Here is a 12,763-nt window from a genome sequence, read left to right as displayed (position 1 = left end):
CGAATACCTATTCTCCGCCGCCGTCGCGGGTCGGGCTCGGAACTGTCTCAGCCAACGCGACCGCGTGTGCCACCGCGGATCGTGCGCGGTCGACGGTCGCGTATCGGCCCAGGCCGCACGGGGCCGCGACATCCAAGGGACCGCCGTAGGCCGACTCCGCCATCGACAGCGCCTGGCGGGCCTGCGCGAGCGGTTGTTCCGGGTGGGCGAGCCCGGCGACCACGCGCGTGCCGGCCGGCACTTCCAGGCGCGCCAGCGGTGCGTAGTACCGCGGGCGGACCGGCGCCTGTTTGCCGTCGCCCATGGGCATGTGGATGAAATCGAGGTGCCTGCCCGCGGGCCAGTGCTGCGCTATCGCGTTGGCCAGTGCGACAACCGGGGCGGTCGACCTCGGCCGGATGGCCGGTTTGTCGTCGAGGCTGCCGAAGCACAGGTGCACACCGAATCGGGAATCGTGCGGCGCGCGTGTGACCAGGCGTGCGATCGCCCGGCCGGCCGCGCTGGCCGCGCCCTGCCGCAGCCCCGGGGGTGCGGCCGCGCAGAGGAGGGTCTCGGCGGCCAATTCGAGTTGGAATACGACGTTGTCCTGCAACGCTTCCTGGATGCGCACGATCTCCCTGACGGTGGCGTCGAGGATCGGGCGGTAGTAGGGGAAGCCGCCGCGCCACCTGAGCATGCGCGCCTCGAAGGCGATGAAACCGACGACGAACGGTGTCGGGATCCCCACCTGCAAGCGAAGTCCGCGATCGGTCCGCCGCTGTTCGGCCAGCGCGTCCAAGGCCCGTCGGGTCTCCTTCGCATAGCCGAGCGCGCTATCGACATCGGCTTCGACCAGCGATCGGCCCGGCCGCAGCCGAAACGTATCGCGGGAGCGCAGCGAAGACCAGTCACCACTGCGTACGGGCGCCAGCGCCGGAATCTCGCCGAGCCGGTCGATGATCGGTCTGATGTACCACTGAGCGCGATACGGGTCGGCTTCACAACCCGGAACCATGCCGTCGAGGAACTCACCGGCCGTATCGACGGCGAACGCCATAGCCTGCTCGGGACTGTCCAACTGTGCGGGCAAGCTGCCCACAAAGTGAACCCTACGTTTGGCCTGCACGGCGCCAGTCTCGCATACCGGCTGCTGCGAGGCGCGCAGTCCCGCCATTCCGCCGGCGCCCGGCTCACATCCCCGCCGCCTGACCCATGCTCCGCTGGACTTCCCATGGAGCAACAAGATCGGCACGCGCCTCGGCGACTTCGACGTGTTCCCAACGGATCTGGGCCGCGCACTTGCGAAGATCGGTTACAAGGCCAGAATGGCACTCGGTCTGGCGTGCCGGGAGTGGGCTATCTGGCGCCTGCCGGGATGGACCGACGTACGCGACGCGCTGCACCGGATCGAGGCCGCCTGGGCCGCCCAGGTCTCCGTAATCCACTCGCACCCACTGGATCTCGACGACATCCGCAACGACCGCGGCGTCCTCTACCAAGGCCCGGAGACGATCTCGTACTCGGTACTGTCGAACACCTCGATCCGCACCACAACCGCGCCATCGGCATCGACGGCAACAATCCGCCCGTCGATCATCTGCTCCAAGCCCTCGGCGAACCGCCGGATTCCCGGCCAATCGAACACCACACCCCCGGCCTTGACACCGGCATCGAATTCGGCCCAACTGGCACCGAAGGGAAACCGCCCGACCCCTTCGAATTCTTCGACCCGCCACCGCCAATCGTTCGCCTCGAATCGCCCCAGCACATCACACAGGCTCACCATGGTCCCCTCGTCGGTCCACATGGGAATCGTTTCCACCGGCATCGAGCATCCTCACTGACATGGCCGTACTGTGCGCCCCTGCAGGCTAGTACGCCGGTATATCCGGAAGAGCTCGAGAACGGTCGCTCCGGTCGCGGAGGGTGAGGGCGGGTTCGATTGCTCCGGTGAAGGCGGCGAGGCAGAGTTGGGTTAGTTCGGATCGGGAAATCGATTGTGACTGTGACCATTCGACGCATACGGTGCGGCCGAAGACCAGCCAGCCTTGGATGGCGAGGGCGCCTAGGTGGCGTGCGTGGCCGGTTAGTTGGAGTTTGTCGAGGAGGCGTTGGCCTACGGTGTCGAGTTCGCGGGCGATGATGGCTTGGATCGCTGGGTCGCCGGAGAGCGCGCCGCGGTTCACGGTTGCGGCGGTGCGTGCGTTGTCGAGGAAGTACTGGATGTGGGTGTCGACGGCGGCTTCCAGGAGTTCGGTGAAGGGGCGGTCGTCGTCGATGTCGGCGGTGGCGAGCAGGCGGTCGCTGGCGCGTTGGAAGATGGCCGTGTAGAAGTCGCGCTTGTTCGGGAAGTAGTGGTACATCAGGCCGCGGGTGACGCCGGCGCGATCGGCGACGTCCTCCATCAGCACGTCCTCGTACGGCTTTTCGGCGAAGAGCTCGGCGCCGACGTCGAGTAGCTGGTTGCGCCTGTGCTCGGGGCTCATTCGTCGTGTGGCCATCACACCAAGTTACTTGACACGTGTACAACAGCCGGTAGCCTCGCTTGTTGTACATGTGCGAAATAGCTTGGGGGACAAAACCATGAGCACATCCACTACTCCGCCCACCGTGCCCGGCTACGTGAACTGGATGGCCGAGCGGATTCTGCGGTCGCGTGCGCATCGGCTGATGAGCAAGAACACCATGCTGCTGATGTTCAACGGCCGTAAGACCGGCAATCGGTACACCGCCGTGGTCCGATATGTCCGGCAGGGCGATCAGCTCAGCTGCTACACCGACAGCAAATGGTGGATCAACCTGCGCGACAACGCCGCCGTGGAACTGCTCGTCGCCGGCCGGCAGGTCGCGGGCAGCGCGACCGTCGTCGCGGAGCCGTCGGCCGTCGCCGAGAGCCTGTCCGCGTTTCTCCATGCGGTGCCTGGAGATTCGCGCTACTACGGTGTTCGCCGAGGCGCCGACGGGCTTCCCGATCCCGATGACATCAGGGCGGCATCCGTGCGCACCAAGCTCATTCGCATCGATACCGCCTCGGCGCCTGACATAGGAGGGGCCTGACGCTCGCACGCCAGACCCCGCCCGAATCCTGCTATGTAGATGTCACTTTCGGCGACGCATCAAAGCTGGTTGTCTACGAACAGTTTCCACATGCGGTTGAAGATGTCGGCGTTCCAGCTTTGGTTTGCGGTTGGGGTCGGCCAGTTGTGGGCCTGTTCCGGGGTCGGCTGGTCTTGGTAGAGGCGGTAGACGACTTCGGAACCGGTTGCGCAGGCGTAGCTTTCACCGTTCTTGACCTGGTAGCCGGATTCGGTGGTCTTGGCGCCGCAGTTGTTGTGCATGCGCCACATGTCGCGGTTGGATTCGGCGCCGGCTTGCCAGGTCAGGGCGTCGTTGGCGGCGAGCATGACGCCGAAGGAGATGTCGCGGCTGGGGGAGCAGTCGAATCCGCCGGGGAAGTAGGAGGCGAAGGTGGCCGCGGAGGCGATGGTGCCCGCGGAATCGCAGGCCATGCGGGAAGTCATCTGGCCGCCGTTGGAATGGCCGGCCATGTGCACGCGGTGCGGGTTCACGCAGTACTTGCCCGTCACGCCGGTGATCACCTTGCGCAGGAAGGTCACATCGGCCGAGCCTTTGGCCCAGTCCCAGCCGCCGTAGCCGCCGCTTTCGGCCTTGGGGCCGCGCGGGTAGGCGACGATGAACTTCTTGCTCTCGGCATATCCGTCGAATCCGGTCTCACCGGCGAACTTGTCTGGTGAGCTCATGCCGCCGTGCACCGCCACGATCAGCGGTGCGGCCCCGGTCAATCCCTTGGGCACGTACACCAGGTAGGGGCGGCCGTCGTCGGTCTGCATGGTGATGCGCTTGCCGGCGGTGTCGGCGGTGGAGCAGGCCGCCGACGGTTCCGCCACCTGCTCATCCTGGATTTCCACGTCGCCGCCACCGGGCTCGGCGGTGGCGGGGGTTCCGGTTCCGGCCAGCGTGGCCGTCGCGATCGTCGCGAATAGTAGTGCGGCGAAACGCCGAATATGCAGTGACAAACTGAATCACCTGTCCCTCAATAGCTTTCGTGAGGGAAGGTAACAGGGTGATCTAGTTCCTGTGACGGTTTCGAAACGATCGCTCGGATTTGTCGGCGGCGTTGACGGCGATCCCGGACTGGAACCTACGGATCGAGACCGTGAATGATGAAGTCCGTGAACGGATTCCCGTTGTACCCGCCGATCGCCGCCCGTATATCGAAGGTGGTGCCGGCGGTGCTGAGGATGAACACCCAGACCTTCGGTGTGGTGGCGATGCCGCTGTTGTCGGTGGTGTAGGAGGCGTACGCCTGCTCGGAATTGCCGTCGAACGAGATCCGCATCGCCTCGCCGCCGGGAGCATAGGGGGAGAAGTAGATCGGCACGCCGGCGAAGGGAACACCATTGCCCTTGCCGTATTTGACCGACAGCGGCGCGGCCGAAACCCAGTCCATCCCGATGCCGCCGCCGTGCACCGTCTGATTGTTGCCGGCGACGATGGTGAGCACATTGGCGGTCGGGTTCGCGGGCGCGGCGTTGTTCCACAACGAGACCGCGCCCGTATTCGGATCGGTCCCGGCGAACACGGCGAGGGTGCCCTCGTCGGTGATCGTGGCGACATAGCTGCCCTGCGGCCGGGCCTTGGTCGAGATAGCCCAGTACAAGCCCTGATTGTGCCCCGGATCGGTCCCCTTGTAGACGCAGAGATTGCCATCGCTCTGCATGATCGCGAAGCATGCGAACGCCGGTTTGGCGATGCGATTGCTCCAATACGCCTGCCGCCCGGTCTGAATGCCGCTGCCCGGCGGAGTCCCGCACACCAGCGTGAGCGCCCCGGTATCGGCCAGGCTGATCCCGTATCTGCCATTGGCGGAAGGCAATACGGTATTCCGCGCGATCCACTGCCCCGCCTGCAGACTGCTCCCGCCGGTGACCCGATTCGCCGCATAGCTCTGGCTCGAATTCCAGGTGATATACGTCGGATTGAACCCGTTGTCCGGCACCACCCCCGCCGGAGCCGAACCGATCTGCAGGTTCCCGTCCGGCGCGAACACCGCCCAATAATTCGGCCCGGGCCCCTGCTGCCAGGTATTCGTGGCCCAGCAGGGCCCGTGATTGTCGGCCGGACCGGTCCCGCGATAGATGACGAAGTTGCCGTCGGCCTGGATGATCGCGAAGTACTGCCCGTTGGTCTGCGCCGGATTGAACTTCCAGCTCTTGTCGATATGCGCCGACCCGGCATCGCCCACCACCGAGTAATACGGCTGGCTCGGATCGATATCGGCGTAAGCGCCCCCGGTGGCCCCCGGTTTCGCGAAGTAGAACCGCAGATCCCCATTGCCCTGCAATACGGCGTAGAACCCCGACCGCGGCCCCTGTTTGAAGAAGTAGTCACCCACCCTGAGATAGTTCCCCGCCCCCAGCGCGGACCCCTTGTTCGCGCCGCCCGGCGGCAGCAGATTTCCACTGTTCAAGCTGGTGGTGCTCATCGGCTTCTCGCTTCGTCCGTGCCGATTGTGATGAGCTTCGATCGTCCGGCGACGCACCCGCCCGGTCAAGAACCGCGCGCGAAATCTTGTTCCCGGCAAGGCAAGTCGTCGACGACGCGCCGGGGAATCAGGCGTGGAACGACGGCGGCTGCCCGGCGATCCGGATCAGATCTCGGGCTTGCGGTCGGCCCGGTGCGACAGCCGCTGGCTGAAGGTTTCCGCCCAGGCGGCGGCCTCGGATTCGTCGTCCTCGGGCGCGGGACGTCCCGGCCGGGCCTGGCCGGGGAGATTGTGCTGCTTGCCGGAGCCGGGACGGGCCTGCATGGCGAGGATCCGGACGCACCAGGACAGATACGCTTCCAGGCCCATGCCCGCCGCGTCGGCCGCTTCCATCAAGACGAGTCGGTCTTCCTCGCCGACCGTCACCACAATGTCCCAGGTCGTCATAACCGATAACGCTAGTCCTCGGGCGCGAGGGGTGCGGGATGCGTGACCCGACATCCGCGATCCGCCGTCGCCGGTGCGGGCGTCAGCGCGATGTCAGGCCGGCGTCAGGTCCGTATCAGCGCCGGCGGCGAGGGTGATCGGCATGAATCGCAGCGCACCGGCTTGTCTTGCCGCCGAAGGGATACCACCGATCAGACCGCGGCCGGGCGGAAGTCCAGGACCGCTGCCCCGGAGCTGAAGGACTGCGTCCCGGCCAGCGTCCAGGCGGACGGCACGGCGCCGTCGTCGAACAGGCGGCGTCCCGAACCCAGGACGACCGGGTGGATGAACAGTTTCAGCTCGTCCACCAGGGCCTGCTCGATCAGATATCCGACCAGGTCGACGCTGCCGTAGACGAGGAGATCGCGGCCGGGTTCGGCTTTGAGCTCGGCGATCCGGTCGGCGAACGCATCGTCGACGACGATGGAATTCCAGGCGGGGGCTTCGAGGGTGCGCGACACGACGTACTTGGGGATGCGGTTCATCCGGGCGGTGAAGGCGTCGGATTCGTCGCGGTGCGGCCAGGTGGCGGCGAATTCCTCGTAGGTGCGGCGGCCCAGCAGCAGCGCCCGGCTCTCCACGAGCTGACCGTGCTGGTACTTGGCGTGCTCGTCGTTCCAGAACGGTCCGGTCCAGGCCGGATTCTCGACCACGCCGTCCATCGACATGTACATCACCACAACAACTTTGCTCATGGGGCGAGTCTTCGTGAGCGGCGCGGGCGGACCAAGACCGGAATCCGGTCCACTGCGTGTAGCGGAACTTCACGAAACGAGGATCGATGTTGGAACGACTCGAGCTGGAGGCATTCCTCACGCTCGCGGAGGAATTGCACTTCGGGCGGACCGCGCAGCGGCTGCGGTTGACGACCAGCCGGGTCAGCCAGATCATTCGCAAGATCGAACGACGCATCGGCGCACCGCTTTTCGAACGCAACAGCCGGTCGGTGACGCTGACCGCGATCGGCAAACAGTTGCGTGAGGACCTGCAACCGGCCTACGACCAGATCACCGCGGGACTGACCGCGGCGAGCCTCGGCAACGCGGTGAAACCCACCATCACGGTGGGGTTTTCGGCGCCGTGGTGCGGGAACCTGATGGTGCGGGCCGCGGATCTGTTCCGGATTCGCCACCCGGGCAGCGTCGTCCACGTGGAGGAGATCCAGCTGGCCGACCCGCTGGGCCGAATGCGTTCGGGCGCAGTCGATCTGCAACTCACCGAGTTCCCGATCGCCGAACCCGACATCACCACCGGCCCCATCCTGTTCTCCGAACCGCGCTCGCTGATGGTTCCCGAGGGACACCGCTTCGCCGCCCTCGATTCGGTCTCCCTGGAAGACCTGGCCGACGCCACCCTGATCACCATCGCCGACGACCGGATACCGCGCTACTGGATGGACTACTACTTCCCCCGCCGCACCCCCTCCGGCCGCCCGATTCCGCAGGGCCCCGCCACCAACTTCTGGCCAGAAGTACTGGTACACGTGAGCCAAGGCGTAGGCGTCAGCACCGTGTCGGCTCGCGCCGAACGCTTCCACTCCCGCCCCGGCCTGGTCTTCGTGCCGTTCCGCGACGCACCGCCGATCGACTACGGCCTGATGTGGCCGGCGAACCGCAAGAACCCTTTGCTCGCACCGTTTCTCGCGATGATCGCCGAGGCCGCGCGCCCGGCCGACCCCGGCGTGTAGCGAGGCTTCACGCACCTTCGAGCAAACACGTCTTGTTCCGGCGATTCCCGCACGACACGCTGCAATACGTTCAGACCTGCGAAGGAGACAACCATGGGCAAAATCGTTCACATCGTGCATCAGTCGCTGGACGGCTACATCGAAGGACCGAACGGCGAATTCGACTGGCCCGTCATGGATCCGGAGATGTCCGAGGACACCAATGCGCTCGCCGAGGCCGCCGACGCCTTCCTCTACGGCCGGGTCGTGTGGGAGATGATGTCCTACTTCTGGCCGCGCGCGGAAGAGCTGTCCACCCATCCGCACGATCTCGCCTTCGCGCCCATCTGGCGCGCCAAGCCGAAGGTCGTGGTCTCGCGCACCCTCGCCGCCGCCGATTGGAACGCCACCGTCGTCGCCGACCCGGGCGCTCTCGCCGAATGGAAGAGCGACCGCACCCTGCTGCTGTTCGGCGGCAGCGAACTCGCCTCCGAACTCACTCGCCGCGGCCTGATCGACGAATACCGCTGCTACGTGCACCCGGTGCTGCTCGGCGGCGGCAAACCGGTCTTCTCCGATGTGAAGTCACGGGCGGCCCTGCGCCTGGTCGAGTCGCGGGTGTACGGCAACCAGGTGGTGCTGCTCCGTCACGAGCGCTCCGCCGGCTGATCGCACACCGCTGGGGCTGCGCGTGCTCGTCCGAACGCGGCGAGTGGGCCCGGTGGCTCAGCAGGCGATGCGGGTGGGCGGTTCCGAGTGGCGGAAAGGGTTGCGGGCGTGGCGATTGCGGGGGTCCGGTGAGCGCGGGATCGCTGGGGCGGCGGTTTTGGCCGGGGCCATGACGGCTTCCCACCACGGTCGTAGCGGGCTGGGTTCGGGCCAGTGCACCACGTCGGTGTGCGGATCGGTGGTCATCACGGTTTTCTCTCTCACCATCGGGGCTGGGATCGAAAGGGCGGGTGAGCCCGCAAGCCCCGTGCTGAACGGGCTCACCCTTCACTCGTGCTCTGGCGGATGAGGTTTATACGAGGCTTGCCAGATAACCTCTGTCATCCGACATAGATATTTTCTAGCACTCAGCACAGGCGAGTGCAAGGAGTAAAGGGTGCCCAATCGCTCGGCGGCGGTGTCAGAGGTCGGCGTCGTCGGCCCGGAACTCCTCGGCGACCGCGCGCACCTGCTTCATACCGATCTCGGTGAATTGGCCTATGGCCTGGATGGTTCGGGCCTCCAGCCCGAGGTTCAACGCCTCCGCCGCCGCGACCAACCGGCGGTCGAGCAGGTCGCGATAGGCCGGGTCCTGCTCGGGCAGCCGTTCGAGCAGGGTCTGGAGCTCCGACAGTATGGTCAGAGCCTCCGCTTGCTCGTCGCTGACGTGTGTCTCTTCTCCGTTGCCGCGCTCCACCATTGCTTCCTCCCGCGCGGCGGATACCTTGTCCGCAAATCGCCGCCGCGGCTTCGCTGACCATCCTGGTGAACCCCGGGCACTCGGCGACAGCGACGATTGCGCCACGCTGCCGCCGATCGCGCCAGCCCGGAACCAACTCCCCGCGGCGGGCGCCGCTACTTCTTGGGGACCAGGATCCCCGTCAGATCGGCATTGCGGATCGGTGTCTGCGCATTGGATTGCGCCCGGCACATCAGGTCGATCGCCGTGATGGCGCCGTCGACCGTCTCCGGGGACGGCGTCTCCAGCTGCGTATCGTTCTGCAGGTATTTGCGCACGGTGACCTGCTGTTTGTCGTGATCCTGCGCGATGAACTCATTGCAGGGCGTATCGCCGCCCTTGTTGACGACCTCCTCGGCCTTGTCGCAGCCGGTCAGCACCAGCGCCGCCGCGACCAGTGCCGAAGCGGCCCAGGTGGTTCCGCGAGTCCATTTGTGACCAGACATGCTCAATCCTTTCGCCATGACCACTACCGTCGATCGCCTCGGTGCTGGTGCCACGGGTGCAGCACCCAGACCGCGGCGAAGAACGAACCGAAGAAACATCCCGCGATGATCGCCGCGGTCGCCCCGTCCACCGTGTCGAAGATCAGCACCGCGACGCCGGTCAGCGAAATGCCCAGCAGCGCGAGACCGGCGATCGCGTACCGGTGCGCGGTGACGACCACGCTCGCGATCCGGTGCTGCCGGAACATCACCCGATGCGCCGCGACCGGGGCGACCAGGCAGACGGTGGCGCCGATCGACGTCGCGACGATCAGCAGATACAGCTGCCGCATCGAGTACGACAGCATTTCGAAACGGTTCTGGAACGGCAAGGTCAGCAAGAACCCGGTCAGCAACTGCACGCCGGTCTGCACCACGCGCAGCTCCTGCGCCAGGCTGGACCAGTTGCGGTCGAGCCGTTCGGTTTCCGTTTCGTGCCGGCGGTTGTCGCTGCCCATGTCCTTCGACCTTCGACCTGATGATCGATTACCTGCCTCGGCCATACCCGCCCGCTACCGCCTTCATGCACCGAAGATCATTCCGGCCGCCGCGCTGTTTTGCCCCCGTCCATCCGGGTAGACGAACTCTGGGTCGACCGACCCCCGATACCGACTACACAGGAGGAATCGATATGAGCGCGACCGACAAGGCGAACAACAAGGCCGAGGAACTGGCCGGCAAGGCCAAGGAGAAGTTCGGTCAGGCGACCGGCGACGAGGACCGCGAGGCCGAGGGCAAAGCCGACCAGATCAAGTCGAACCTGAAGGACGCCGGAGAAAAGGTCAAAGACGCTTTCCGGAACTGAGGCCGTGCACCGGGCCGAGGCGGTCGTCCCGCTCCGAGAGGGGATGACCGCCGGGTCCCGGGTCCGGCACATCGCGACGGCGCACCACGACCAGGCCGGCGAAGGTGACATAGAGGTCGCGGCGGGCGCGGATATCGGCCGGGAGGGTCTTGCCGATGCCGAGGGCGTCGCGGAATGCCGGGGGCCGGCCGTCGCTGCCGCGGATCTGGGTCAGTCCGCAGAGCGATTGGCCGAGCGTGGCGCCGGTCCAGGCCGGGAGCGCCACCAGTTGGAGTGGGGCCAGGGCCCAGAAGCAGACGGTCATCGCCAGTTCGAGGCTGGTGTGCGTGAGCAGGGCGACTGCCGCGCCGAGGGCGGGGGAGACGACCACGATCAGCAGGATGTCGATGACGGTGGACGTGGCCTTGCGGAGATCGCGCGGGGAGGGATAACGCGGATCGCCCTCGGCGCCATGGTATTCCGGCGGTTCCGGTCGCAGTGCGACGGCGGGATGCGATGCACCGGCGGCGCGGAAGGCGATGAGGTCTCGACGGCGCACCACGACGAGATGCGGTGCGAGCGTGTGAATGCCGCGGAAGCGGACGCCCCGCTGCCGCAGCACGGCGCGAGCGATATCGCGAATGTTCGGGCGGGAACCGTCGGCGCAGCGGATGAGAGTGAGCCCGCAGACCAGTTGGCCGAGACTGGCTCCGATAAGGCTGGGTAGCACGAAGTACTGGGCGAACGACAGTAGTAGCAGCAGAAGGTATCCGCCCAGCACCGGCAAGCCGCGGTTGAGACCGGGCGTGAACATCAGACACCACATGACAGCGACGTCGATGGCGAAAATCAGCACGATATCCGCGATGGTCGCCACCACGCTGCGTAACCGGCGCGGTGAAGGAAACCGTGGATCCCCCTCTGCGCCAAGATAATCCGATCCAACCCGCACAGCATCGCGCCGTGTGCCCCCACCGAAAATCACGGCGCAAGCATGACATATTCCGATGCTCGTGAACAGCGAACCGCCACCGAGGCATTCGAGCTCGGCGGCGGTGCGGACCAAGTGCGGTGGATCAGGCGGCGCGCCATCGATGCCGGCCCGCGGGGTCGGCGGGTGGTCGCCAGATCGGCAGTTCTTCGGTGACCGGCTCGAGCGCGGTGTGCAGGCGGGCGCAGAACGCGTCCAGACTGCCGTAGCGGGCCAGGATTTCTTCGGCGAGTGCTTTCGCCGGGGAGTGGACGAACATCAGTGCCTCCTAACACCCCCGGGGAGGTGAAGTCCGGATCCCCTGGGGCCACATGACCATTCGCTCCGCATTCTGCACGAGTGTCAGCGATCGTGTGGCAATTCTGTGGAAAACACGTGACATGGCGTGCCAGGAACTCACCTATCGTGCCAAAACTGTGGCTTGACACCTGAATCTGTCTCGCCCGCGACTAGATTCGGTGGTGGATGAAGGATGCGAGCAAACCGGAAGCCCCGCAACCGCTACCGAGCCGCATCCGACGTCTCCGGCCGCCCCGCCCTTGGCGGCCGCGGCGGTCCCGCTCCCCAACCCCTGAGCGGGCATCGCGAAAACGGTTGAACGGCTGGCGAGATCCCGCAGACGGTCGTCTCGCCAGTCTCCGCCGGGACACTCCGGCGCGGATCAGGCGAAGCCAGCGTGCATTTCCCAGAGCAGCAGTTCGCTCGGTTCGAGCGCCGTGACGGTGTGCCCGCCGGTCGCGGTCAGGCGAACCGCGTCGCCCTGCTCCAAGCGTCCGGCGGATTCGAGTTCGACAGCGCCCCGTGCGACGAACAGATGGCCGTACGGCGCGTCCGGGATCTGCACCGCCGCGCCGGTGCGCAAACGGGCGACGTGCAGCGCGGCATAGCGATTGTGCAGGGTGATGGCCGTTTCGTCGCGATGGCGGCGCATACCGGAGGCGACCGTGACCAGGGCATCGTCGGTGAGCGCGTCGGCGATGTCCATCTCCTGGTAGGAGGGTGCGAGGCCGGTTTCATCCGGCGGGATCCACATCTGGACGACATGCAGGGTGGGCTTCTCGTTCCAGGCGGCCCCGTTGCGTTCCGAGTGCAGGATGCCGGTGCCGGCGCTCATGCGCTGCGCCAGGCCGGGGTGGACGATTCCGGAATTACCGGCCGAATCCTGGTGCACCACACTGCCTTCCAGCACCCAGGTGACGATCTCGGTGTCCTGATGCTGGTGGGTGTCGAAGCCGGCGCCGGGGTCGACGAAGTCTTCGTTGTGGACCATGAGGATGCCGTGGGCGCTGGCGGCGAGGTCGAAATTGCCGGTGGCGTTGAAGGACTGTTTGGACCAGAGCCATTCGTTACGCCAGTGGACGCGATCCGCGGCACGGATCACCTGCAGCTGGTCGACGGGTGCGGTCATCTCGTCATCTC

18 protein-coding genes are annotated in these 12,763 nt (G+C 66.2%); 4 read left to right on the top strand and 14 right to left on the bottom strand.

Annotation, left to right across the window (positions count from 1 at the left end; genetic code table 11):
• Nucleotides 1–7: 7 nt before the first annotated feature.
• The 3 genes from NY1_RS08170 to NY1_RS08155 form a co-directional block, all read right to left on the bottom strand.
• The gene (locus NY1_RS08170; protein WP_157762109.1) at nt 8–1,153 is read right to left on the bottom strand and encodes a hypothetical protein; all 1,146 of its coding nucleotides are present in this window, start codon (nt 1,151–1,153) and stop codon (nt 8–10) included.
• 318 nt (nt 1,154–1,471) lie between these two features.
• Nucleotides 1,472–1,807, bottom strand: a complete 336-nt coding sequence (locus NY1_RS08160; protein ID WP_067710001.1) for a hypothetical protein — start codon at nt 1,805–1,807, stop codon at nt 1,472–1,474.
• 43 nt (nt 1,808–1,850) lie between these two features.
• Nucleotides 1,851–2,480: a TetR/AcrR family transcriptional regulator gene (locus tag NY1_RS08155; protein WP_067710000.1), complete on the bottom strand. Its 630-nt coding sequence runs from the start codon at nt 2,478–2,480 to the stop codon at nt 1,851–1,853.
• Nucleotides 2,481–2,562: 82 nt separating this feature from the next.
• Between NY1_RS08155 and NY1_RS08150 the strand changes: the two genes are divergently transcribed.
• Complete coding sequence (locus NY1_RS08150; RefSeq protein ID WP_067709999.1) at nt 2,563–3,036, top strand: nitroreductase/quinone reductase family protein; 474 nt, start codon at nt 2,563–2,565, stop codon at nt 3,034–3,036.
• A gap of 59 nt (nt 3,037–3,095) precedes the next feature.
• Here the strand turns inward: NY1_RS08150 and NY1_RS08145 are convergent, their stop codons facing one another.
• The 4 genes from NY1_RS08145 to NY1_RS08130 form a co-directional block, all read right to left on the bottom strand.
• The gene (locus NY1_RS08145) at nt 3,096–4,016 is read right to left on the bottom strand and encodes a CE1 family esterase (protein ID WP_067709997.1); all 921 of its coding nucleotides are present in this window, start codon (nt 4,014–4,016) and stop codon (nt 3,096–3,098) included.
• A 125-nt stretch (nt 4,017–4,141) separates the two neighbouring features.
• Nucleotides 4,142–5,485: a hypothetical protein gene (locus NY1_RS08140; protein ID WP_067709995.1), complete on the bottom strand. Its 1,344-nt coding sequence runs from the start codon at nt 5,483–5,485 to the stop codon at nt 4,142–4,144.
• A 165-nt stretch (nt 5,486–5,650) separates the two neighbouring features.
• Nucleotides 5,651–5,932, bottom strand: coding sequence for a hypothetical protein (locus NY1_RS08135; protein ID WP_067709994.1), 282 nt, complete (start codon nt 5,930–5,932; stop codon nt 5,651–5,653).
• Between the two features lie 191 nt (nt 5,933–6,123).
• Nucleotides 6,124–6,666, bottom strand: coding sequence for a dihydrofolate reductase family protein (locus tag NY1_RS08130; protein ID WP_067709992.1), 543 nt, complete (start codon nt 6,664–6,666; stop codon nt 6,124–6,126).
• A gap of 86 nt (nt 6,667–6,752) precedes the next feature.
• On the opposite strand from NY1_RS08130, the gene NY1_RS08125 reads away from it, so the two are divergent.
• Nucleotides 6,753–7,658 (top strand): LysR family transcriptional regulator, encoded by a 906-nt coding sequence (locus NY1_RS08125; RefSeq protein ID WP_067709991.1) that lies wholly within the window; start codon nt 6,753–6,755, stop codon nt 7,656–7,658.
• 93 nt (nt 7,659–7,751) lie between these two features.
• Nucleotides 7,752–8,306: a dihydrofolate reductase family protein gene (locus NY1_RS08120; protein ID WP_067709990.1), complete on the top strand. Its 555-nt coding sequence runs from the start codon at nt 7,752–7,754 to the stop codon at nt 8,304–8,306.
• A 57-nt stretch (nt 8,307–8,363) separates the two neighbouring features.
• On the opposite strand, the gene NY1_RS08115 is transcribed toward NY1_RS08120, so the two are convergent.
• From NY1_RS08115 to NY1_RS08100, 4 genes are all read right to left on the bottom strand, one after another.
• Complete coding sequence (locus NY1_RS08115; RefSeq protein ID WP_067709989.1) at nt 8,364–8,552, bottom strand: hypothetical protein; 189 nt, start codon at nt 8,550–8,552, stop codon at nt 8,364–8,366.
• Nucleotides 8,553–8,766: 214 nt separating this feature from the next.
• Nucleotides 8,767–9,045 (bottom strand): hypothetical protein, encoded by a 279-nt coding sequence (locus NY1_RS08110; RefSeq protein WP_067709987.1) that lies wholly within the window; start codon nt 9,043–9,045, stop codon nt 8,767–8,769.
• A 155-nt stretch (nt 9,046–9,200) separates the two neighbouring features.
• Entirely contained in the window at nt 9,201–9,530 is a 330-nt protein-coding gene (locus NY1_RS08105) for a hypothetical protein (protein WP_067710174.1), read from the bottom strand.
• A gap of 23 nt (nt 9,531–9,553) precedes the next feature.
• On the bottom strand, nt 9,554–10,027 hold the full coding sequence (locus NY1_RS08100; RefSeq protein ID WP_067709985.1) for a DUF6328 family protein: 474 nt from the start codon (nt 10,025–10,027) through the stop codon (nt 9,554–9,556).
• Nucleotides 10,028–10,200: 173 nt separating this feature from the next.
• Here NY1_RS08100 and NY1_RS08095 point away from each other — a divergent pair, with 173 nt between their 5' ends.
• Nucleotides 10,201–10,374, top strand: coding sequence for a CsbD family protein (locus tag NY1_RS08095; protein ID WP_067709983.1), 174 nt, complete (start codon nt 10,201–10,203; stop codon nt 10,372–10,374).
• Here the strand turns inward: NY1_RS08095 and NY1_RS08090 are convergent.
• The 3 genes from NY1_RS08090 to NY1_RS08085 all read right to left on the bottom strand — a co-directional run bounded on the left by NY1_RS08090 (nt 10,352) and on the right by NY1_RS08085 (nt 12,752).
• On the bottom strand, nt 10,352–11,233 hold the full coding sequence (locus NY1_RS08090; protein ID WP_157762108.1) for an RDD family protein: 882 nt from the start codon (nt 11,231–11,233) through the stop codon (nt 10,352–10,354). The genes NY1_RS08095 and NY1_RS08090 overlap by 23 nt on opposite strands.
• A gap of 196 nt (nt 11,234–11,429) precedes the next feature.
• Entirely contained in the window at nt 11,430–11,603 is a 174-nt protein-coding gene (locus tag NY1_RS42690) for a hypothetical protein (RefSeq protein WP_157762107.1), read from the bottom strand.
• A 402-nt stretch (nt 11,604–12,005) separates the two neighbouring features.
• Complete coding sequence (locus NY1_RS08085; RefSeq protein WP_067709979.1) at nt 12,006–12,752, bottom strand: pirin family protein; 747 nt, start codon at nt 12,750–12,752, stop codon at nt 12,006–12,008.
• Between the last annotated feature and the right edge of the window lie 11 nt (nt 12,753–12,763).

Origin of the sequence: Nocardia yamanashiensis NBRC 100130, assembly GCF_001613325.1 — a bacterium.
Classification (GTDB): domain Bacteria; phylum Actinomycetota; class Actinomycetes; order Mycobacteriales; family Mycobacteriaceae; genus Nocardia; species Nocardia yamanashiensis.
Note: the sequence above shows the minus strand (reverse complement) of the source record. Positions and strands in the feature narration are given on the sequence as shown.